The organism is Bradyrhizobium sp. USDA 3256 (assembly GCF_054058275.1).
On sequence record NZ_JBSSAE010000002.1, the window covers coordinates 5,659,974 to 5,681,549 of the forward strand.

Annotated in this window: 24 protein-coding genes; 9 read left to right on the forward strand and 15 right to left on the reverse strand. The window is 65.0% G+C overall.

What is annotated here, in order from left to right:
- Positions 1-4 precede the first annotated feature (4 nt).
- From ACVWY5_RS28675 to ACVWY5_RS28685, 3 genes are all read right to left on the reverse strand, one after another.
- Positions 5-1,240 carry an MFS transporter gene (locus ACVWY5_RS28675; protein ID WP_051376236.1) on the reverse strand — a complete coding sequence of 412 codons (1,236 nt, stop codon included), beginning with the start codon at positions 1,238-1,240 and terminating at the stop codon, positions 5-7.
- Positions 1,241-1,349: 109 nt separating this feature from the next.
- Complete coding sequence (locus ACVWY5_RS28680) at positions 1,350-1,550, reverse strand: hypothetical protein (RefSeq protein WP_321176934.1); 201 nt, start codon at positions 1,548-1,550, stop codon at positions 1,350-1,352.
- A gap of 5 nt (positions 1,551-1,555) precedes the next feature.
- On the reverse strand, positions 1,556-1,816 hold the full coding sequence (locus ACVWY5_RS28685; RefSeq protein ID WP_456671722.1) for a hypothetical protein: 261 nt from the start codon (positions 1,814-1,816) through the stop codon (positions 1,556-1,558).
- Between the two features lie 250 nt (positions 1,817-2,066).
- On the opposite strand from ACVWY5_RS28685, the gene ACVWY5_RS28690 reads away from it, so the two are divergent.
- The 4 genes from ACVWY5_RS28690 (at position 2,067) to ACVWY5_RS28705 (ending at position 5,681) form a co-directional block, all read left to right on the forward strand.
- Positions 2,067-2,273: a hypothetical protein gene (locus tag ACVWY5_RS28690; RefSeq protein WP_038377701.1), complete on the forward strand. Its 207-nt coding sequence runs from the start codon at positions 2,067-2,069 to the stop codon at positions 2,271-2,273.
- A 101-nt stretch (positions 2,274-2,374) separates the two neighbouring features.
- A complete protein-coding gene (locus ACVWY5_RS28695; protein WP_028335731.1) occupies positions 2,375-2,671 on the forward strand; it encodes a hypothetical protein in 297 nt (98 codons plus the stop codon).
- Between the two features lie 303 nt (positions 2,672-2,974).
- Positions 2,975-5,107: a flagellar biosynthesis protein FlhA gene (flhA, locus tag ACVWY5_RS28700; RefSeq protein ID WP_028335732.1), complete on the forward strand. Its 2,133-nt coding sequence runs from the start codon at positions 2,975-2,977 to the stop codon at positions 5,105-5,107.
- Positions 5,108-5,480: 373 nt separating this feature from the next.
- Positions 5,481-5,681: a hypothetical protein gene (locus tag ACVWY5_RS28705; RefSeq protein WP_016848568.1), complete on the forward strand. Its 201-nt coding sequence runs from the start codon at positions 5,481-5,483 to the stop codon at positions 5,679-5,681.
- A 282-nt stretch (positions 5,682-5,963) separates the two neighbouring features.
- Here the strand turns inward: ACVWY5_RS28705 and ACVWY5_RS28710 are convergent, their stop codons facing one another.
- The 4 genes from ACVWY5_RS28710 to fliI all read right to left on the reverse strand — a co-directional run bounded on the left by ACVWY5_RS28710 (position 5,964) and on the right by fliI (position 9,546).
- Positions 5,964-6,932: an anti-sigma factor gene (locus ACVWY5_RS28710; protein ID WP_028335733.1), complete on the reverse strand. Its 969-nt coding sequence runs from the start codon at positions 6,930-6,932 to the stop codon at positions 5,964-5,966.
- Positions 6,933-6,935: 3 nt separating this feature from the next.
- Entirely contained in the window at positions 6,936-7,481 is a 546-nt protein-coding gene (locus ACVWY5_RS28715; RefSeq protein WP_028335734.1) for a sigma-70 family RNA polymerase sigma factor, read from the reverse strand.
- A 211-nt stretch (positions 7,482-7,692) separates the two neighbouring features.
- Positions 7,693-8,112 carry a flagellar export protein FliJ gene (gene fliJ, locus ACVWY5_RS28720; protein ID WP_016848565.1) on the reverse strand — a complete coding sequence of 140 codons (420 nt, stop codon included), beginning with the start codon at positions 8,110-8,112 and terminating at the stop codon, positions 7,693-7,695.
- 108 nt (positions 8,113-8,220) lie between these two features.
- Positions 8,221-9,546: a flagellar protein export ATPase FliI gene (gene fliI / locus ACVWY5_RS28725; protein ID WP_028335735.1), complete on the reverse strand. Its 1,326-nt coding sequence runs from the start codon at positions 9,544-9,546 to the stop codon at positions 8,221-8,223.
- A gap of 367 nt (positions 9,547-9,913) precedes the next feature.
- Here fliI and ctrA point away from each other — a divergent pair, with 367 nt between their 5' ends.
- Together ctrA and ACVWY5_RS28735 are read left to right on the forward strand one after the other, a co-directional pair.
- Positions 9,914-10,615, forward strand: coding sequence for a response regulator transcription factor CtrA (ctrA, locus tag ACVWY5_RS28730; RefSeq protein ID WP_016848562.1), 702 nt, complete (start codon positions 9,914-9,916; stop codon positions 10,613-10,615).
- Between the two features lie 167 nt (positions 10,616-10,782).
- Entirely contained in the window at positions 10,783-11,187 is a 405-nt protein-coding gene (locus ACVWY5_RS28735; RefSeq protein WP_028335736.1) for a DUF350 domain-containing protein, read from the forward strand.
- A 160-nt stretch (positions 11,188-11,347) separates the two neighbouring features.
- Here ACVWY5_RS28735 and ACVWY5_RS28740 read toward each other — a convergent pair whose 3' ends face one another.
- Entirely contained in the window at positions 11,348-11,641 is a 294-nt protein-coding gene (locus ACVWY5_RS28740) for a hypothetical protein (RefSeq protein ID WP_038377702.1), read from the reverse strand.
- Between the two features lie 103 nt (positions 11,642-11,744).
- Between ACVWY5_RS28740 and ACVWY5_RS28745 the strand changes: the two genes are divergently transcribed.
- Together ACVWY5_RS28745 and ACVWY5_RS28750 are read left to right on the forward strand one after the other, a co-directional pair.
- A complete protein-coding gene (locus ACVWY5_RS28745; RefSeq protein WP_028335737.1) occupies positions 11,745-11,963 on the forward strand; it encodes a hypothetical protein in 219 nt (72 codons plus the stop codon).
- Positions 11,964-11,996: 33 nt separating this feature from the next.
- Positions 11,997-13,154, forward strand: coding sequence for a glutathionylspermidine synthase family protein (locus ACVWY5_RS28750; protein ID WP_028335738.1), 1,158 nt, complete (start codon positions 11,997-11,999; stop codon positions 13,152-13,154).
- A 188-nt stretch (positions 13,155-13,342) separates the two neighbouring features.
- On the opposite strand, the gene ACVWY5_RS28755 is transcribed toward ACVWY5_RS28750, so the two are convergent.
- From ACVWY5_RS28755 to chpT, 6 genes are all read right to left on the reverse strand, one after another.
- The gene (locus ACVWY5_RS28755; protein WP_028335739.1) at positions 13,343-14,215 is read right to left on the reverse strand and encodes a CheR family methyltransferase; all 873 of its coding nucleotides are present in this window, start codon (positions 14,213-14,215) and stop codon (positions 13,343-13,345) included.
- Positions 14,212-15,378, reverse strand: a complete 1,167-nt coding sequence (locus tag ACVWY5_RS28760) for a protein-glutamate methylesterase/protein-glutamine glutaminase (protein WP_028335740.1) — start codon at positions 15,376-15,378, stop codon at positions 14,212-14,214. The genes ACVWY5_RS28755 and ACVWY5_RS28760 overlap by 4 nt, the downstream gene beginning before the upstream one ends.
- A gap of 130 nt (positions 15,379-15,508) precedes the next feature.
- The gene (locus tag ACVWY5_RS28765; protein ID WP_018273268.1) at positions 15,509-15,874 is read right to left on the reverse strand and encodes a response regulator; all 366 of its coding nucleotides are present in this window, start codon (positions 15,872-15,874) and stop codon (positions 15,509-15,511) included.
- A 63-nt stretch (positions 15,875-15,937) separates the two neighbouring features.
- Complete coding sequence (locus ACVWY5_RS28770; RefSeq protein ID WP_038378930.1) at positions 15,938-16,408, reverse strand: chemotaxis protein CheW; 471 nt, start codon at positions 16,406-16,408, stop codon at positions 15,938-15,940.
- 22 nt (positions 16,409-16,430) lie between these two features.
- Positions 16,431-19,136, reverse strand: a complete 2,706-nt coding sequence (locus tag ACVWY5_RS28775; protein ID WP_456671723.1) for a hybrid sensor histidine kinase/response regulator — start codon at positions 19,134-19,136, stop codon at positions 16,431-16,433.
- A 202-nt stretch (positions 19,137-19,338) separates the two neighbouring features.
- Complete coding sequence (gene chpT / locus ACVWY5_RS28780) at positions 19,339-19,986, reverse strand: histidine phosphotransferase ChpT (protein WP_028338173.1); 648 nt, start codon at positions 19,984-19,986, stop codon at positions 19,339-19,341.
- Between the two features lie 256 nt (positions 19,987-20,242).
- Here chpT and cysQ point away from each other — a divergent pair, with 256 nt between their 5' ends.
- Positions 20,243-21,070, forward strand: a complete 828-nt coding sequence (gene cysQ, locus ACVWY5_RS28785) for a 3'(2'),5'-bisphosphate nucleotidase CysQ (protein ID WP_028338174.1) — start codon at positions 20,243-20,245, stop codon at positions 21,068-21,070.
- Here cysQ and ACVWY5_RS28790 read toward each other — a convergent pair whose 3' ends face one another.
- The gene (locus ACVWY5_RS28790) at positions 21,071-21,535 is read right to left on the reverse strand and encodes a YHS domain-containing (seleno)protein (RefSeq protein ID WP_028338175.1); all 465 of its coding nucleotides are present in this window, start codon (positions 21,533-21,535) and stop codon (positions 21,071-21,073) included.
- Positions 21,536-21,576: the final 41 nt, after the last annotated feature.

Consider the following 21,576-nt stretch of genomic DNA (forward strand, 5'->3'; position numbering starts at 1 on the left):
AGAATCATGCCAGCGCCACCCGCTGCCGCGCCCGCATCATGAGCAGCAGGATGATGCTGACATTGAGCAGGTTCCAGGCGAGGCCGTTGGCGAAGGCGGCGGCATAGGAGCCGGTGGCGTCGAAGATCACGCCCGAGATCCAGCCGCCAAACGACATGCCGAACACCGAGGCGAAGATCACGATGCCGATCCGCGTCGCGGCCTCCGACGCCGGCATCGCCTCGCGCACGATGATCGCGTAGCTCGGCACGATACCGCCCTGGAACAGGCCGAACATCGCCGAGATGATGTAGAGCGAGGTCAGGCTGTCGAAGAACAGATAGAACAACAGCGCCGCGCCTTGCGCGATCGACCCGATCAAGAGAGTGCGGATACCGCCGATCCGGTCGGCGAGGAAGCCGGAGCCGATCCGGCTGATGATGCCGAAGCCGAGCATCAGCGACAGCATCTCGGCGCCGCGCGCCACGCCGTAGCCGAGATCGCCGCAATAGGCGACGATATGGACCTGCGGCATCGACATCGCCACGCAGCAGGAAATCGACGCGAGCGACAGGATCGCGGTCAGCGCGTTGGTGGAAAGCTTGAGGTCGACCCGGGGCGGTGCCGCGTTGCCATGGGTGCGCCTGGTCGCTGCGCCCATCAACACGCGCAGCACCATGAGTGCGAGCAGCATCGAGACCGCGGTGAAGATACCGATCGCAACATGGGTGGTGCGCCAACCGACACTCTGCATGCCGAAATTGACCAGCGGCGGCCACACCGTGCCGCCGACGTAATTGCCGCTCGCGGCGATCGCGACCGCGAGGCCGCGGTAGCGCTCGAACCAGTGCGACGCCTCCGCCATCAACGGGCCGAAGGTCGCCGCCGACGACAGGCCGATGGCAAAATGCAGCAGGATGAAGGCCCAGATCGACGGCGCGTAGCCGGCGCCGACATAGCCGAGGCCGAGGATGCCGATACCGGCGCCGATCGCCGCGACGATGCCGTAGCGGTCGCTGATCTTGCCGGTCACGACCTGGCCGAGGCCGAAGCCGAGCATCACCATGGTGAAGGCGAGCGAGGCCGTGCCGCGGGTCGCGCCGAAATCGGTCTGCACCACGGGCAGCGCCACCACGACCGACCACATGCCGACGCTGCCGAGCGAGCCGATCACCACGGCCACGACAAGGCGCAGCCATGCCCGGCGCGAGTCGGGAATGAACGTAGCGACTTCAGGGGAATATTCAGAAGAAATTACCACGGCAGACGGAACTTCGTCGGCATTTGCCTCCGGGTCAAGCCACATTGCCGAGAGATTAGGCATGCGCGAACAACGGGACGCGCGTCCTGCGACGAGAAAGTGAGCCGGATCAATTGCCGAAATTGAGATCCTGCGACTGGAACGGGCCGCACTTCGCGTGCTTTGCGAACCGCTGGTCGAAATCGACAATGCCGCCAGTGACCGGTATGCGGGTGGGCGGCAGGCCCCGGAGGTATTGATCGACGGTCACGGTCTTCTGGTCGGTGCTCAACGTGACACGCACCGGCTCAAGCGGCTTGCCCTTGTTCACGTCGGTCAGATCGAGCGTGTAATAGCGATGACGGATTGTCCGCCCCGCAAATGGCGGTCGACCGAGAGTGGCAGATACACCTCCATCCGGACGCCCTCGCCGTCGCAGGTGATCATGCGGATCATCACCGCCTCGGCGCCGGGCGGCTTGGCGGCTACGGCGGTCGCACCGCAAATGCAGCAAACGGAAATAGCTGCGACGAGGCCGCGTCGCACCAACGCATATCCGTCAGGCACTGCAACGGTACGGCGCATCGGTTTTGACATCCGGCATCCCTGAGCAAAGACGTTCAATTTGCGTTTGGTCGAACGCCGGGCCGGGCAAGTTCAACTCCGGCGCGGTTCCTGGCGAACCCGGGAATAACGGCCGTCGAACTGTGATCCATGCTGACGAAGAAACTGCTACAATGCGAACCGGTTCACACTGGCGGCCCGCCATCCGGACCTATCATCCCGCTGGATGGCGCGCAGTTCGCAAGGTTGAAGGATCGAAGCGCTTAACTGTCGGAGGGTCATCATGCATTCGTCAGCAGAGTGGTTACCCGTTGCATCAGCGCCGTCGGACCGCGAGCTCGAAGTCTGTGTCCTCGATTATGATGGCATGGTCCACGCGCTCATGTTCCCGTGCCACCGCGACGGCGCCGAATGGGTCGACCATGCCGGCAGCAAGCACCTCGACATCCAGCCGACGCATTGGCGCAGATGGACGCAGTCGGCCAACTAGCGCCGCTGTGATCGGCCGAGGCGACCGGCGCCGATCTCGCGCCGGTCCTCACCTTGAGCTAGAATGGCGACGTGGGTTCAGGGTGGGCCAGGAGGCTCGTCATGGAATCACACGTGGTCCCTTTCGAAAATCGCTGGACCAACGGCAAGCATGCCTGGGAGTGGCATTGCGAGCTCGAGCGGCTGGGCGTGCCGACGGTCCGGACGATGTATTGCGAACATGAGACGCACCACCGCGACGAGCTTGCGGTGGTGTTCGACATTCCCGCCGGCTTCGTTCGCGACTGGCTGACCTTTCATGACCGGCGCGCCGCCCGGCAGCAGTTCTTGTGGCGCGCCAGTGTCATCATGCTCGGCATCATCGCCGCATCGGGCGTCGTGCTCGGTGCGCTCAAATAGAGGCCGCGAGCCATCCCCGAACGGCCGGACGGTCCAGCCTACCCGGCCGAACACCTGACGCCTCGGGCCTGCGACGTCCGCGCAACCCCCTCCGCGCGGCCCCTGGACGACACTTATTAACCCTTTGCTAACCATACACCCGGCAAGAATTGCCGAGTGAAGTCGAGTGTCGTCGAACGCGTCTAACGGGCGGAGATCCCCGTGAACGCCAGCGCGGTGCCTCACTTTCGGAACGGCGGCCCTACGGCCGTCGCGCAGACGCTTGGCGGCCGCAGCCGCCAGTCGCGGGGGAGAGCGGCTACCATGGTCGACATCACGGCGGGTCAGGGCACGGCAGGCAAGAGCGGATTGCCGAGCCTCGGCGAGATCGGCGACATCCTGAAGCGCGGCGATATCGCGCTGGCGATCGGCGTCCTCACCATCCTGGTGGTGCTGATCCTGCCGCTGCCCTCGATCGTGCTCGACCTGTTCCTGGCGGTCTCGATCACGGTCTCGATCCTGATCCTGATGACCTCGCTGTTCATCCAGGCGCCGCTGGAATTCTCGTCGTTTCCGACCATCCTGCTGATCTCGACCATGCTGCGGCTGTCGCTGAACATGGCCTCGACCCGGCTGATCCTGAGCCACGGCCATGAGGGCACGGCGGCCGCCGGCCACGTCATCGAGGCGTTCGGCAACTTCGTGATGGGCGGCAACTTCGTGATCGGCATCATCGTGTTCGCGATCCTGGTGATCGTGAACTTCGTGGTCATCACCAAGGGTTCGGGCCGCATCGCCGAAGTCGCCGCACGCTTCCAGCTGGACTCGATGCCCGGCAAGCAGATGGCGATCGACGCCGACCTCTCCGCCGGCCTGATCGACGAGAAGGCCGCCAAGGAGCGCCGCAAGGCGCTGGAAGACGAGAGCGGTTTCTTCGGTGCCATGGACGGTGCCTCGAAATTCGTCCGCGGCGACGCCATCGCCGGCCTCCTGATCGTCGGCATCAACATCGTCGGCGGCATCATCATCGGCGTCGCCCAGCAGGGCCTCTCCTTCAGCGAAGCCGCACGCACCTACACCGTCCTGACGGTCGGCGACGGCCTCGTCACCCAGGTGCCCGCGTTGATCGTCTCGACCGCCGCCGGCCTCCTGGTCTCCAAGGCCGGCATCACCGGCGCCGCCGACAAGGCGCTGATGCGCCAGCTCTCCGGCTATCCGCAGGCGCTCGGCATGTCGGCCGGCGTGATGCTGGTGCTGGCGCTGCTGCCGGGCATTCCGACGGTGCCGTTCCTGGCGCTCGGCTCCGGCGCCGCGGTGCTGGCCTGGAACGCACGCAAGCAGAAGCGGGCAGCGAAGGCGGCCGAAACGGCAGCAGCCGCCGCCCCTGCTGCGGCCGCGGCCGCCGCCGCTGCAGCCGCGGAGGAGCCGATCGCCGCCGCGCTCAAGATCGACGACCTCAAGATCGAACTCGGCTACGCGCTGCTGCCGCTGGTCAACGGCCCCGACGGCACCGACCGCCTGACCGAGCAGATCAAGGCGCTGCGCCGCTCGCTGGCCATCGAGATGGGTTTTGTGATGCCGGCGGTGCGCATCCTCGACAACGTCCAGCTCGAAGCCAACAGCTACGTCATCAAGATCAAGGAAGTCGACGCCGGCACCGGCAAGATCTGGCCGAGCCAGTTCATGGTCATGGACCCGGCCGGCAACCAGGTGCAACTGCCCGGCATCCACACCATCGAGCCGACCTTCGGCCTGCCGGCGACCTGGGTCGATGCCGGCCTGAAGGAAGAGGCCGCGCTGAAGGGCTACACCGTGGTCGACGCCGCGACAGTGCTGTCGACGCATCTGACCGAGCTGCTCAAGACCAACATGGCGGACCTGTTGTCCTACGGCGAGGTGCAGAAGCTCTTGAAGGACCTGCCGAAGGAGCAAGGCGAGCTGATCAAGGACATCGTGCCGGGCCAGGTCACGGTGTCGGGCATCCAGCGCGTGCTGCAATTGCTGCTCGCCGAGCGCATCTCGATCCGCGATCTCTCGACCATTCTCGAAGGCATCGCCGACGCGCTGGCGTTCTCGCGCAACCCGGCCACCATGGTCGAGCACGTCCGTGCCCGGCTGGCCCGCCAGATCTGTGCGCAAAACACCTCGCCGAACGGCTATTTGCCGCTGATCGCGCTGTCGGCGCGCTGGGAGCAGGCGTTTGCGGAGTCGATCGTAGGCACCGGCGACGACCGCAGCCTGGCGATGCAGCCCTCGAAACTATCGGAGTTCATGACCGCCGTGCGCAACGCCTTCGAGCAGGCGGCGCGCGAGGGCGAGGCGCCGGTCTTGGTGACGTCGGCCGCGATCCGGCCGTTCGTTCGTTCGCTGGTGGAACGGTTCCGCTCGCAGACCACCGTCCTGTCGCAAGCCGAGATCCATCCCAGGGCCCGGCTGAAGACGGTCGGCAGCGTTTAGAGCCTGTTGTCCGGAAGCGTTTTCTGCACGCGAGCCGGGTGTCCACTTCGCGCGAAAACGCGCTAGCGGCCGCAAATCACTTGCGTTTTCGTCTGTGTTTTCTCGCCACAGGCAACTGATTTATCGGGAACAGGCCGGAACGGCCCTATCTGGGATGCAGCATTCCAGTGCAAGTTCAAGATACTGATATTAAATAGCTTTAATTACCAAAGGGTCATTTTTGATCGCGGCCGATCACGTCTCATCACGGCCTTGTGATGACCTCTAGGGAACGGAATCGGCAAATCCTACGTTAGCGGGGCACGAGACGTTGAACCGGACAACAGACCGAACCGACAGATTACCGAGAGCAGGAAGGCGGCAGGAGACTTCCATGAACCACTCGATCTACAGCGCCGATCGTATGACGCACCTGAAGATTGTGGTTGTGGCGTTGTTCGCCGGTATCCTGGTCGCGGGCTTCGGCATCGCAGCACATAATTCGTCGGATGAGGGATACACGCAGACGGCGCGGGTCATGAAGGCCGGCAAGCCCGTCGCGATCACCAGCTCCAGCAACTCGCTGGTCCGCTAACAGGAGAGTTTCACGAATTCACGTAGTGTTCTTTACAGCCCCCCAAAGTCGCTGCGTGGATATTTAAGACCCCCAACTACCCCCAAGTTGACTATCGAAAACGCCCGCTCCCCACGGGCGTTTTCTTTTTTTGCGGGTGGTCGACGCGACATCTTATCCAGGTCATTGGCGAGCGCAGCCAAGCAATCCACTGTCACCGCTCATGCGGAAGGATGGATTGCTTCGCTCCGCTCGCAATGACGGACCACCACCATCGGCAACCTATGACGATGGGCGGCTGGCCTATCGCGGCGGCGAACCCGACGCGCCCGGCACGGTCTCGATCAGCTTCCCGGTAAAGATCGGCGCCGAGGTCGGCTGGCCGTTCGGCGAACCGCCGGCCTGCTCGACGGTCACCGCGTAGGTGGCGCCGTTGATCACGTCGGGATCGTAGCCCGACAGCACCGGCCGCGCGGTGAAATCATCGGCGCCGATCACGCCGAGCGAGCGCGGCTGCGGCAGCTTGTCGGAGATCAGCCAGAGTTCGAAACTCTTGCCGGGCTCCGACGGGGCGCCGACCTTGCGGACGGTGAAGTTCTTGGTGGCACCGTCGATGGTCATGATGAAGGCCGGCCCGCCATTTGGCCCCTGCAGCAGCGCGACATATTGCGCCGACGGCGCCAATGCCGGCGCCGGCGTCTTCACTTCGACGGTCTGGATGCGCGGCTTCGGCCGGATCGCATTCGGCAGAGCGTCGGGCCGATAGATCTGCAGACCGAGCGTGACGAGCAGCGCGGCCGCGATCGCGGTCGCGGCCGACGCGATGCCGCGCCAGCGTTTCACGCGGCCCGTCAGCGCGGTCACGTTGCGCTCGTCGAAGATGACCCGCGGCGGTCGGGCCTCGGGCAGCCTCCGGGGCTCGGGCGACTGCGCAGGCTCCGGATCGAACGCCGAGCCGAATTCGGGATCGTCTGTGACCGGCGAAGGCGGCGGCGTCACCGTCGTGGCCGGCGTCTCCGGCAGCACCAGCGGCGCCTGCGGCGCGCTCGTGGGGCCGATCGCCGCCTTGATGTTGTCCCAGACCACCTGACGCGGCTCGACCAGGCCGACCATCTGGTTCAGCGGCCCGAGCCTGAACTGCCAGGCCTGCACCAGCGCGGCGAATTCGCTGTCGACGGCCATCATGGTCTCGACCTGCGCGCGCTCCTCGGCATCGAGCGTACCGAGCGCATATTCCGCGGCGAGCGCGATATGGTCTTCGCTATAGGCCATCAATCAGAGTCCAAGACACTCCCGGATATCCATCAGGCTGCGTCGCAGCCAGGTCTTCACCGTGTTCACCGGCGTCTCGAATTTTGCGGCGAGTTGCTCGCGGCTCCAGCCGTTGTAATAGGCGAGCAGCACGAGCTTCTGACGATCCGGCTCCAGACGACCGACGCACTCCAGCAATCGCTTCAACTCTTCCGTCATCTCCCGTCGCGCCAGCGGATCGGGCTGGTCGGCTGCGACCTCCATCGCCGCCGGCTCTTCCTCCAGCGAGGCCTCGCCGCGCTTGCGCACCACGTCGATGGCGCGGTTGCGCGCGATCGACGTCATCCACGTGATCGGGGACGACAGGGCTGGGTTGAACTGCCCGGCGCTGTTCCAGATCTTGACGTAAGCCTCCTGAATGACCTCCTCGGCGAGGTCCTGTCGCCGCAAGATACGGAGCACGACGCCGAAGAGTTTCGCGCGGGTCGCGGCGTACAGGCGCTCGAAGGCGGCCTCATCCCCCTTGGCGACGGCGGCGATCAGCCAGACCAGCTCAGCCGGCGTCAGCATCTTGCGCCCTCCAAGCCCCGGTCCCCCATCGCCTCATTGCCACCGTGCTGCCGATCATCCGTCCTGACCGGTGGTAGCATATTTTGGGACACCACGATCCGCCAAGGGGCTAACAAGTGGCCAGCAGGCTGGCGGCTTGTGGACAGCGCCCAGCAAAAAGCCCGGGCGATCGGCCCGGGCTCTCAATCTGGTCAGCGGAGGGAGCGAGGGTTCAGGCGATGACGCCGAGACGAGCCCGCATCAGGCCGATCGAATCCATGTCGGCTTGTTCGCGAGCGCTCTCCTCCGCGCGTTCGCGCGCCTGGTCGCGCTCGTCGAGCAGCTCGACCTTCTTCAATTCCTCGAATGCCTCCGACAGCAGCGCCTTGGCGTCGTCGAGCTGGGCGCGCAGTTCGTCGGCCGAACGGGTCAGGTTCTCGCGGCGCTGGATCGCGGCCTTGGCATAGGTCGGATAGGCGAAGTGCGTGGGGTCGTTGATCCCGGCGCGCTCCTGCTCGGTCTGGATCTCGCGCTCGAGCTCGACCGACATGCGCTGGAAGTCGGCGATCATGCCTTCGATCTGGGTAACCCGACGGCGCTTTTCGTCGACCTGAAATTTCTTCAGGCGGATCAGCGTTTCACGTGACTTCATCGACTCATACTCCCCAGAAGTCCCAAATCTGAACGCGGGACAGAGCCGGCTCCCCGCTGGGCCCCGCCGGCATAGCTATGGTGTGCCGGCGATGATGGCCTGACAAAGTTAGCGTTCCGTTTCCAAACCCGACAGGATTTGAGCCAGTTGCCGGTAGCCGTCGGGAAGGCTGGTGGACTCGTCCTTGGCCTGGCGCAGGTAGGCCTCGAGCGGCTCATGCAGCCGGATCGCCTCGTCGACCTCCGCGCTGGAACCCGGCCGGTAGGCCCCAAGCCGGATCAATTCCTCCATGTCGGCATAGGTCGCCATCACCTGCCGCGCCTTGTTGATGTAGGGCAGGAAGTTGGGGTCGGCCGACCGCGGCATGGTGCGCGACACCGACTTAAGGATGTTGACCGCCGGATAGCGGCCGCGCTCGGCGATCGCCCGCTGCATCACGATATGACCGTCGAGGATGCCGCGCACCGCATCCGCGATCGGCTCATTGTGATCGTCGCCGTCGACCAGCACCGTGAAGATCGCGGTGATGGTGCCGTCGCCGGTGCCCGGCCCTGCCCGCTCGAGCAGCTTTGGCAGTTCAGTGAACACGGTCGGCGTGTAGCCCTTGGCGGTCGGCGGCTCGCCCGCCGAGAGGCCGATCTCGCGCTGCGCCATCGCAAAACGCGTCACCGAGTCCATCAGGCACAGCACGTCCTGGTCCTCGTCGCGGAAATATTCCGCGATGGCGAGCGTCAGATACGCCGCCTGGCGCCGCATCAGCGCCGGCTCATCCGAGGTGGCGACCACCACGACCGAGCGCGCCAGCCCCTCCTCGCCGAGATCCTCCTGGAGGAATTCCTGCACCTCGCGGCCGCGTTCGCCGATCAGCCCGATCACCGAGATCGCGGCATCGACATTGCGCGCCAGCATCGACAGCAGCACCGACTTGCCGACGCCGGAGCCGGCGAAGATGCCGAGCCGCTGGCCGCGGCAGCAGGTCAGGAAAGTATTGAGACCGCGCACGCCGAGATCGAGCGGCGGGCCGACCCGCTTGCGCGAATGCGCCGGCGGCGGCGAGTTGCGGTAGGACATCGGCGAGGCGCCCTGCACCAGCGGGCCCTTGCCGTCGATCGGCTCGCCCATCGCGTTGACGACGCGGCCGAGCCAGGCCGGCGACGGCCGCACCTGGCTCGCCGCGTTGGCGATCACCGCGCGGCAACCGCGCCTCACGCCATCTAGTCCGCCGAACGGCATCACCACCGCGTTCTCGCCGGAGAAGCCGATCACCTCGGCGGGGATGAAGCGGCCCGCGCCGACGTCGATCACGATGCGGGCGCCGACCGACATCGCGTGAATGGGGCCAGCGATCTCGACCATCAGCCCGCGGACGCCGACCACGCGGCCATAAATATTGACGCCGTCGATGTCGCCGATCTGCTCCGCGAGCGCCTTCATTGCGAAAACCTTAAGTTTCCGCTTTTTTGCTCCGGCCGCTTAACTTCGTGTTTACCCGCATCATTAATCATTGCGTCACTGTCTTTGGTGACTGAGGTCGCTTGCCCATCAGAAGAAGGGCGAGTCGCGAGAGTCGGTTAGGCCCGTCTCTTAATGTGGAAACTGAACGGACGCGGTTAGGAAAAGCTTCTTCTACGCAATATCTTAGGGCGATTCGACAAAAATTGCACGGTTAGAGCTTGCGTGGAGGAATCAGTTTTTGTTAACCATATCTCGTCAGGATCCGAATCAGTTGTTCAAAGGCGTTTTGTGAGTGCCGCAAGTGCGGCCGACCTGACGCCCGGAGCGGCGACTATAGGGGACTGGCATGCGCGTTTTGCTGATTGAAGATGACAGCGCCGTCGCGCAGTCGATCGAATTGATGCTCAAGTCCGAGAGTTTCAACGTCTACACGACGGACCTCGGCGAAGAGGGCGTCGATCTCGGCAAGCTTTACGACTACGACATCATCCTTCTCGACCTCAACCTGCCCGACATGTCCGGCTACGACGTGCTCAAGCAGCTCCGGGTGTCGAAGATCAAAACTCCCATTCTGATCCTCTCCGGCCTCGCCGGCATCGAGGACAAGGTCAAGGGTCTCGGCGTCGGCGCCGACGACTACATGACCAAACCCTTCCACAAGGACGAACTGGTCGCCCGCATCCACGCGATCGTGCGCCGCTCCAAGGGTCACGCCCAGTCAGTCATCCAGACCGGCGATCTCGTGGTCAATCTCGACACCAAGACGGTCGAGGTCGGCGGCCAGCGCGTGCACCTGACCGGCAAGGAATACCAGATGCTGGAGCTGCTCTCGCTCCGCAAGGGCACCACGCTCACCAAGGAAATGTTCCTCAACCATCTCTACGGCGGCATGGACGAGCCGGAGCTGAAGATCATCGACGTCTTCATCTGCAAGCTCCGCAAGAAGCTCGCCAACGCCTCCGAAGGCCGCAACTTCATCGAGACCGTGTGGGGCCGCGGCTACGTGCTGCGCGAGCCGCACGAGGCCGACGAGCGCATTCCCGCCTGACCTTCAGGGCCCGCAGAGAACCGCAAGGTTCGCTCCTTTCGACCTGAACCCCGCCGCAAATGGCGGGGTTTTTGTTTGGGATTGAACCGGCTGTCGGCATGCGCCGACCAAGGGAACGAGCAATCCTGCCTCGCGCGAATCCCGACGAACTCCCGGACCGCCCCGACATGATCCTGCAATCCCTCGCCGGCCTGCCGGCGTTCCTGGTCTATTTCTGCACGGCGCTGATCGCCGTGGTCGCCTACCTCTTCGTCTACACACGCGTCACGCCGCATGACGAATTCCAGCTGATCCGCGACAACGATCCGGCGGCGGCGATTGCGCTGGGCTTGAGCCTGCTCGGCTTCGTGCTGCCGGTGGTCAGCGCGATCGCCCATTCCGCCAATGTGGTGGACTGCCTGGTCTGGAGCCTCATCGCGCTGATCGTGCAGATCATCGTCTATTACATCGTGAAGATCCCGGTGCCGAACTTGTCGGGGCGGATCGCCTCCGGCGAAATGGCGCCGGCGATCTGGCTCGGGCTGTCCTCGCTGGCCGCAGGCGCGCTGAACGCGGCCTGCATGATCTACTGAGCCGTTGAGCCACCATGGCGCGCAAACCGAACCCGGACTTCGGCAAACGGCGACCGGTCGTGCCGGCGGTGCCGACGCCGCCGCGGCCGGATGCGCCATCCAAGCGCTCCAACCATGTCGCGCTGCTCTTGATGGGCACGCTCGCGGTCGGCGGCAGTGCCTACGCGCTGATGCCGCGGCCGAATTGCCAGCCGGTGCCGCCGACGCCGCCGGGCGTCACCGCACCGGGCGTCGCCACACCGGTCCAGCCACAACCCGGCGTCGACTGCACGGCGCGCAGTTCGTCGTCCGGATCGGGCGGCAGCGGCGGCTCGTCACGCAGCAGCTTCTTCAACAGCAGCTCGTCGTCGAGCGGCTCCTCCTCGTCCGCGAGCTCGTCGTCAAGCTCGTCGGTGAGCCGCGGCGGCTTCGGTTCATTCGCGCATGCGTTCGGCTTCAGCGGTGGCTGATGCATGTTGCCGTGTCATCGCCGTGTCATCGCGCTTTCGCTTGCCCGGCGAACGCAGCTGATGGAAACTCGGCATGGCTCCGCAGACGGCAAGGCAGGGATTGCGTCCATGAAACGCTCGCGCCGCGTATGGCTGAAATTGATGGGAAGTATCGCGATCGGCGCGGCGGCGATCGGCCTGACGCCAGGCCATGCCCGCAGCCACCACCATGCAGGGCACGACGCGAAGCGAAAGCCCGCCGAACGCTCGCCCTCCGGCGGCTTCGGCGGCGCGCCGCGCACCATCGCCCGCTACGGCGACGACGATCCGTCGCATGGCGGAAGCTGACACCAGGCTGACGAGCGAGCGCGGTTTCCCCTCATGCAACGCATCGCATGTCCCGAACGCGACGATTGGCGGACGACTGCCGAGAATGCCGGCTTCACCTTCCACACCATCGACGGCGAACGGTACTGGGACGAGCGCGCCTATTACGCCTTCACGCTGGACGAGATCGAGCGCTCGATCGAGGCGCCGACCGGCGAGATCGACGCGATGTGTCTCGAACTCGCCGGACGCGCGGTCAGGGATGAGCGCTATCTGCGCCGGCTGAAGATACCGGAGGCGTTCTGGGATCTGATTGCGGCAAGCTGGCGCCGCAAGAATCCGAGCCTGTACGGTCGGCTCGATCTCACCTTCGACGGCCGCGGCCCGGCCAAGCTGCTCGAATACAATGCCGACACGCCGACCTCGATCTTCGAGGCCGCGGTGTTTCAATGGACCTGGCTCGAACAGGCGATCGCGCGCAACATCGTCCCGAAGCGCGCCGACCAGTTCAACTCGATCCACGACCGGCTGATCGAGGCCTGGAAGAGCATCGGCGCGACCCACCCGCTGCATCTCACCGGACTGACCGGAAATCCCGAGGACGCCGGCACGCTCGCCTATCTCGAGGACACCGCAGCGCAGGCCGGGCTGAAGACCACGCTGCTCGACATCGAGGAGATCGGACTGCGCGACGACGGTCAGTTCGTCGACCTCGACGAACGCCCGATCGCGCTCGCGTTCAAGCTCTATCCCTGGGAATGGATGTTCCACGACGCGTTCGGCAAGAACCTCTCGACCGCGCCGACGCAATGGATCGAGCCGCCGTGGAAGGCGATCCTCTCCAACAAGGGCATCCTGCCGCTGCTCTGGGAGATGTTCCCGAACCACCCCAATCTGCTGCCGGCCTATTTCGAGGACGACCCGCAAGCCGCCCGGCTCGGCACGTCGTTCGTGCGCAAGCCGATCTATTCGCGCGAGGGCGCCAATGTCGAGCTGGTCAGCGCCGGCGTCACGCTGGTCGCCGAGCAAGGCCCCTACGGCACCGAAGGTTTCATCCGCCAGGCACTGGCGCCACTGCCGAATTTTTCCGGGCAGTATCCGGTACTCGGCAGCTGGCTGGTCGATGGCACGCCCTGCGGACTCTCGATTCGGGAAGACGAGAATCCGATCACCGGCAACACCTCGCGCTTCCTGCCGCACGCGATTTTGTAGCTCATGAACGTTGAAACGAACGCGGCTCTGTCGCTGTCATCCCCGCGCAAAGGCTTCGCCTTTGTCGCTGGAGGTACGAGCCCTTGCGAGCCTCGAAGGATGCACGGCCCCCGCTGGTGGCCCTCAACCCTTCGAGACGCCGCTTCGCGGCTTCTCAGGGTGACGGAGTTAAAACGAGATGTCTCGCCTCACCGCGCAGCGGACGCAACCGCCTTCAGCACATGCAGCGCGGCGCCGGCGCGCGCGACCGGCGCAGTGTTCGGCTGATAGAGCCCGCGCCGGTCGGGATAGGGCCTGAACAGGTTGGTGATGCCGACCACGGATTCCGCCGCGCCAAGCGCCAGCACGCCGTCGGGCTCGAGCATTCGGGCCACCTTGCCGAAGATACCGGCCTTGGTCTGCTGATCGAAATAGATCAGCACGTTGCGACAGAAGATCACGTCGAAGGTGCCGAGATGCGACAGGTCCTGCAACAGATTGAGCTGGCGGTGCTGCACCATGCCGCGAATATCGGCATTGAGCTGCCAGAGCTCGCCCTTCTGCACGAAATACTTGACCAGCAGCTGGATCGGCAGGCCGCGCTGCACCTCGAACTGGCTGAACAGGCCGGCCTTCGCCTTTTCGAGCACCGCCTGCGACAGGTCGGTGGCGATGATCTCGATCCGCCAGCCGGCAAACAGCGCAGTCATCTCCTTCAGCAGCATCGCAATTGAATACGGCTCCTGCCCGGTCGACGACGCCGCGCACCAGATGCGCAAGCTGCGGCGCGCCGCGCGCGCCTGCGCGAGCGCGGGCAGCACCGCTTCCTTCAGATGGTCGAACGGGATCTTGTCGCGAAAGAAGAAGGTCTCGTTGGTGGTCATCGCTTCGACCACCTCCGATGTCAGCAGCTCCGCGCCGCCCTTCATCCGCTGCACCAGCTCGGGAATCCCGGCGAGGTTCGACCGGCGCGCCAACGGCAGCAGGCGGCTCTCGACCAGATACTGCTTGTCGGCGGAGAGATCGAGGCCGGAACGCTCCTTCAGCAGCTTACGCAGATACTCGTAGTCCAGCAGCGTCACGAACGGTCTCCCGCAAATACCCGAACAAGCTTCGGTGCGATCTGATTGAGCGGCAGCACCGCGGCGCAGATGCCGGCATTGACCGCGGCGCCGGGCATGCCCCACACCACGCTGGTCGCTTCGTCCTGGGCGATCACGCTGCCGCCGGCGGCGACGATGTCCTTGCCGCCGCGCATGCCGTCGGAGCCCATGCCGGTCAGGATCACGGACATGATGCTGCCCTGCCAGACATCGATCGCAGAGGTAAACATCGGATCCACCGCGGGCTTGCAGAAATTGACCGGCGGCCCGTCGTCGAGCGCGATCGTGGCATCGACGCCGTGGCGGGCGACGCGCATGTGGCGCCCGCCTGGCGCCAGATAGATCTGGCCCGGCCTGATGCTCTCGCCGTCAATCCCCTCATGCGCCGGCCGCTTGCTGGTGCGCGCCAGGTGCTCGGCGAGAATGGTCGTGAAGGTCGGCGGCATGTGCTGGGTGATCAACACCGGGAAGCGATCAATCACCGGGCCGATCTCGGCGACCAGCGTCATCAGCGCCTGCGGTCCGCCGGTCGACGAGCCGATCATCAGCACCTTGGGCGGCAGCAGGCCGAACGAACGGCGCGTGGCCTGGGCCGGCGCCGTGTGCGCGGCAGCGGGAATAGACGGCCGCGGTCTGTCATGACCGGGCGCAAGCGGCGGGCTTGCCGTCGTGTGCACCGGGCTGCGCCGCACTTTGGCGCCGAGATGACGGATCTTCTGGATCAGGTCGTGGCGGAAGGTTTCCGCGGCGGTGGCCTCGCGCGTGCTTTCGGGCTTCGGAATGTAGTCGGACGCACCGAGCGAGAGCGCCTTCAGGCTGATCTCCGCGTTGCGGCGGGTCAGCGTGGAGGCCATGATGACGACGAGATCGCGCTTCTTCGCCAGCAGCTGCGGCAGCGCCGAGATGCCGTCGAGGTCGGGCATCTCGATATCGAGCACCGCGACATCGGGGTTGATGCGTTCGAGCTGGTTGACGGCGTCGAGGCCTGTGCGCAGCGAGGCGACGACCTCCATGTCGGGCTCGGCGCCGATCCAGCGCGAGATCATCCCGCGGATCACCACGGAATCGTCGACCACCATCACTCGCACCTTGTCGGATCGGGTCGATGTCGGGACCGCAGTACTTGTCAACGCAACACTCATGGCTTCACCAGCGACGCAACACGACGCACAACAACCGTTGAGCCGAAGGCTTCTGCCGCCGGATCGAACGGAGAATCTAAGTCAGCATGATCTTCTCGGAAAGCCGGTTCCCACTTTTCCGGATCATGCTCTAGATCAGCCCGACTTCCTGGAACTTCGCGGTGACGATGTCCCGGTCGAACGGCTTCATGATGTACTCGTTGGCACCGGCATGCAGCGCGCGTGCGATATGCGCGACATCATTCTCGGTGGTGCAGAACACGACCTTGGGCTGATCGCCGCCGGGCATGCGGCGGAGATTGCCGAGAAACTCGTAGCCGTCCATGACCGGCATGTTCCAGTCGAGCAGCACGGCTTCCGGCATCGCGCGCTTGCAGGCCTCGAGCGCCTTGGCGCCATCCTCAGCCTCGACGATCTGGAAGTCGAGCCCTTCCAGGATGCGGCGGGCGACCTTGCGAATGACGCTTGAGTCATCGACAACAAGACAGGTTCTCATCTGCGACCTCTACTTCCTCATCCCCGGTGGGATGTTTCAGTTCTTCAGTTCGGGCGGCCCTGTTCACGCCGCTTTGGCATCGGGCACCAGTTCGAGCACGCGATCAACGTCGAGGACGACCATGAGCTGGCCGTCGAGGCGGTGGACGCCGCCGGCGAGCTTGGCCATGCGGGGATCGAGGTTGACCGGGTTGTCCTCGCGGCTGTCGTCGGGCAGCCGCAGCACCTCGCCGATCTGGTCGATCAACAGGCCATAGGATTCGCCGCGCTGGTCGACGCCGACCGCCATCGGCAGCTGGCCGTCGTCGGCCTTCGGCAGCCCGAGCCGGGCGCGCATGTCGACCACGGTGACGATGCGGCCGCGCAGATTGAGCACGCCGGCGATCTCGCTGGAGGCCAGCGGCACCCGCGTCAGCCGCTCCGGCATGAACACGTCCTGCACCCGCGAGATCGGCAGGCCGAACAGCTGCCCGCCGATCACGGCGGTGACGTATTCGGCCATCGCGCCTTCGCTTGTCTCGGTCTTGCTGGTCATCAATCCTTGTCCTTATCCCGTGTCATGCCGCCCGGCGCAGTTCGGCGGTCTGCTCTTTCAGCGCCGCGATCAGCCCGGGACGGTCAAACTTGGCGACATAGTCGTGGAAGCCGGCCTGCCGGCCGCGCTCGATCGCCGCCGGCGACACCATCGCCGACAGCGCGATGATCGGCAGCCCGATCAGATTGTGGTCGCTTCGGATGTTCTCGGCGAACTCGAAGCCGTTCATCTCGGGCATCTCGATGTCGGTCAGCACGACGTCGAAGCTTTGTCCCGAACGCAGCGCGGCGAGCCCTTCCTGCGCGCCGCCCGCGGTCCTGACCTTGTAGCCGGCGGCCTTCAAGACCGGCGCCAGCATGTTGCGGAAGAACGCTGAGTCATCGACCAGCAGTATCGACTGCGCCGAGGCCGACGGGCGCATCTCCTTGCGCGAGAACCAGTCGGCGAACGCCATCGGCAGGAAGTGGCCGACGTCGATCACCTCGGTGGCCTGGCCCTTGATCACGGCCGAGCCCAGAATGCCGTCCTGCGAACCCGCGACCTCGATGTTGAGCCGCTCCTCGACGATGTCGATGATCTCGTCGACCACGAGCCCCATCGAGCGGCCGTCGTCGGCGAACACCAGGATCGGCTGCGAGCCCTGGCTCTGCACCTCGACCCCGGCCATCTGCACCAGCGGCATCAGCTGCTCGCGGTACTGCACCATGTAGCGGCCGTTCGAGAGCTCGATCTTGTCGGTTGCGATCTCCTCCAGCCGGGTGACGAGGCCGAGCGGCACCGCCTTGGGCTGCGAGGAGCCGGCGCGGAACACCAGCAGCGAGGTCAGCTGCTCGCCGCTCGCCGCATGGGCGTTCGCATTGTCGTCGGCCAGGTCATGGGCCGAGGAGCCGGACGCGCCCAGCGCCTTTGCGATGCCGTTGGGATCGATGATCATGATCACGGCGCCATCGCCCAAAATGGTGTTGCCGGAGAACATGTCGATGTGCCGCAGCTTGGTCGACATCGGCTTGACCACGATCTCCTCGGTGTGGAACACGCCGTCGACCACGATGCCGAAGGTCTGGCTGCCCACTTGCGTCACCACGATGAAGCCGTTCTCGGCGTCGGTTGTGGTCGCGCCGTCGTCGATCTTGAGCAGCTTCTTGAGGTGGATCAGCGGCAGCAGCTTGTTGCGCAGCCGCAAGACCGCGGTGTCCTTGATGCGCTCGATGCGGTGCTCGGAGTTGGCGCGGGCCCGCACCAGCTCGACGACAGACAATTGGGGAATCGCAAAGCGGTCGCCGCCGGCTTCCACGATCAGGGCGGAGACGATCGCAAGCGTCAGCGGGATCTTGATGGTGACGGAAGCACCCTCGCCGGCCACGCTCTTGATGTCGATGGTGCCGCCGATCTGGTCGATATTGGTGCGCACCACGTCCATGCCGACGCCGCGGCCGGACACCGAGGTCACTTGCGCGGCGGTCGAGAAGCCCGGCGCGAAGATGAACTTGTGGATCTGGGCCTCGGTCATCTTCTCCAGTTCAGCCTCGGTGACGAGACCGTTCTGAAGCGCCTTGGCCTTGATCCGCTCGGTGTTGAGCCCGCGGCCATTGTCGGCAATGCAGATGATGATGTGGCCGCCCTCGTGATAGGCGGACAGGCGAATGGTGCCCTGTTCTCCCTTGCCGGCCGCGACCCGCTCGGCGGTGGTCTCCAGCCCATGATCGGCGGAGTTGCGCACCATGTGCGTCAACGGATCCTTGATCAGGTCGAGCACCTGGCGGTCGAGCTCGGTGTCGGCGCCGTGCATCTCGAGCTCGATCTGCTTGCCGAGTTCGCCGGAGAGGTCGCGGACGATGCGCGGCAGCTTCTGCCAGGCATTGCCGATCGGCTGCATGCGCGTCTTCATGACGCCTTCCTGCAGCTCGGCGGTGACGTTGGAGAGCCGCTGCAAGGGCACCTTGAACTCGGTGTCCTCGTTGCGGCGGGAGATCTCCAGCAGCTGGTTGCGGGTCAGGACCAGCTCGGAGACCATGGTCATCAGGTGTTCGAGGGTGTCGACATTGACCCGGATCGACTGGTTGGCGATCTTGTCGCCTTCCTGGACGTCCTCACCGGCGGCCTTGCGGGCCGGCTTCTTCACAGGCTCGGCCGGCTCGGCGGCGGCAGGTGCAGGCTTCACGACCGGCGCCGGCGCGGCGACTTCGGTCTCGGTCTCGCGGAAGGCGCGCTCGAGTTCGTCGAGCGAGACCTCGCCCGGACGCAGCGGACGCTCCAGCGTCTGCACCACCAGCGTGCCCTCGGTCATTGCCGCCTGCACCGACGGGGCTTCGACGACAGGCACGTCTTCAGCAGCAACTGCCATCGCCGCCATGCCGTGCTCGACCATGGCCTCGAGCTGATCGATCAGATCGCGGTCGTTGCCCTCGGGCTCGGCCTCGGTCGCCTCGAGCCCTGCAAGGATCTCCTTGATGCGGTCGATCGAGGACAGGATCAGCGTCACGGCTTCCGCCTTCACCGGCATGCCGTCGCGGAATTTGCCCATCAAGGTCTCGCCGGCATGCGCCAGCGCCTCGAGCCGCGGCAGCCCGAGGAAGCCGCAGGTGCCCTTGATGGTGTGCACCAGCCGGAAGATGTTATCCAAGATCTTCGCGTTGTTCGGATCCTGCTCGAACTGCACCAGCTGATTGTCGACCGTATCCAGGCTCTCGCTGCTCTCCGTCAGGAACTCGCGCAACAGATCGTCCATGAAACCAACCTTCGAAAAACGCCGAAAACGCAGCGGCGCGCAACATCGACGCGCCTGACGGAACTCAGGTCAGCTTCTCCGCAAAGCGTTTAAGTTTGGTTGAGCAAATGGAAAGGAACGGGATCAACAAAGAGATAAGGCCGCGCGATCGAATCGCGCGGCCGGTCGTAACCTTTGATTAATGATATCGGCGCGGCCGCGGTCAGGACGCGGCAATGATGACCTTGTCGCCGTCGAGCGCGAGCGTCACCTTCAGCCCGCAGGCTTCCGCCAGCAGGCGGGTGTAGTGCGGTTGCACCGCATGCGCATCGACCGTGTTCGGCGAGGTCGCATTCAGGAGATCGACGATGTTCTGCGGCACGCGCGCATTGAGGCCCGCGGCCGTGATGCGGAAGCTCATCGCCTCGCCTTCGCCGACCGGATCAATCGTCAGCGTGCCGCCGCGCGGGATCGTCTGCTGCGCGACGACCAGCATGTTCAAGAGCAGCTTGACCCGGTTCTTGGGCAACAGCAGCCGCGGCAAATTCCAGGTCAGCGCCACCTTGCCGTCCTCGATATGCCCCTTCGCCATGTTCTGGGCGTCGCCGAGGTCGATCTGCGCGCCGGAGGAACCGGCCGCGCCAAACGCCAGCCGGCAGAACTGCAACCGCGCCGAAGCGGTCTTGGCGCTCTTGCGAATCAGATCGAGCGCGAAGTCGCGATCTTCGGGCTTGGGATTGTCGTCAAGGACCTCAAGCCCATTGACGATCGCACCGACCGGACTGATGAGATCGTGACAGACCCGCGAGCACAAGAGCGCCGCGAGCTCGAGCGCGTCGGGAGCGGGACCGGGAGACGAAGTGCCAGACATCAATTGTTTCCTGGAAAGCCGCACGCCGACCGAGGAGTGCGAATCACGCATGCCTGTGGGCTTGATACACTGCGCAGACGGATGCTGCCAGCTTGCGACGGGGCTGATAAACCATGATCCGGAAAAGTGGAAACCGGTTTTCCGAAAAGGTCATGCTCAAACAAGGAGATGAGATCATGATGCGATGCTCCGTCATCGCATCATGATCTCAGGGAACACAAACAGGATATGCGATCCGCTGATATGAGACCCGCACATGAATAGGGCAAAGCCGTCCCTGATCGGCTGCGAGGCCGCCGCGACGCTGCTCGAATCGCTGACCGAACTGGTGATCCGCGCCGGCGAGGCAATTCTTGCCGTCAATCGTTCCGCGATGAAGGTGACCGGCAAGAGCGACGGGTCGCCGGTCACCGAGGCCGATCTCGCCGCCGACCACATCATCGTCGAAGGGCTGACACGGCTCGCGCCGCAGGTGTCGCTGCTGTCGGAGGAGCGCGTCCATCTGGCGACGCCGCCTTATAAGGACAGTTTCTTCCTGATTGATCCGCTCGACGGCACAAAGGAGTTCGTTGCCGGCCGCAATGAATTCACCGTCAATGTGGCGCTGGTCACGCAGGGCGTGCCGCTGCTCGGCATCGTCGGCGCACCGGCGCTCGGCCTGATCTGGCGCGGCATCGTCGGCAAGGGCGCGGAGCGGCTGACGCTGCAGGCCGGCGCGGTTTCGCAGGCGGTGCCGATCAAGACCCGTCGCTGCCCGCCGCGCGGCGCCCCATGGACGGTGGCAGTGAGCCGCTCGCATGGCGATGCACGCACCGAAGCCTTCATCGACGAACGCGGCGGCGCGGTCCGCGCCGTGCTGGGCTCGGCCGTCAAATTCGGCCGCGTCGCCGAGGGCGAGGTCGATATCTATCCCCGCCTGTCGCCGACATCGGAATGGGATGTGGCGGCCGGGCACGCGGTCGTCGTTGCGGCCGGCGGCAAGGTCACCGATTCGAACGGCAGCCCGTTGCATTTCGGGCTGGGCCGCGAAGACTTTCTGGTGCCGGAATTCATTGCCTGGGGCGACCCGGCCGCGGCGCCGTGATCACTGCGCGAGATTGTCTTCCAGCTCCGGCCAACGCACCAAGGCTTCCTTCAAAAAGCGCGCGGGATCGGCGGCGAACGCGTCACGGCTGCGTTCCCGGTTGAACAGGTAAAGCCTGTTCCCGACGACGGCCCAGAAGCGCGGATTGCCCGCGCAGGTGACGCCCCGCACCAGATCGGTCGGATCGTAGCCGCCGAATTGCGGGCCATAGATTTCGGGATGCGCCACGAACGAAGCGCGGTTGCCCTCGTTGCGGAATCGCCAGACCACGCCGTTCTCTGCGGCCTCGAATTCCGGCCGCCCCTGGGTGGCGGCGGCATCGGTGAAATAAGCGACGGGATCGAATCCCTCGATCGCCAATCCGGAGTAGCGGTTCGTCACCACGCGCTCGGTTGTGGTGGCCTGAACAGGCAAAGAGGGCCAGACGGCCGCCAAAATGCCCGCCAACAGGCCGAAAAACGCCATCCCGCGGCACGATCCATATCTTTCCTGCCGTTGTGCCGTCA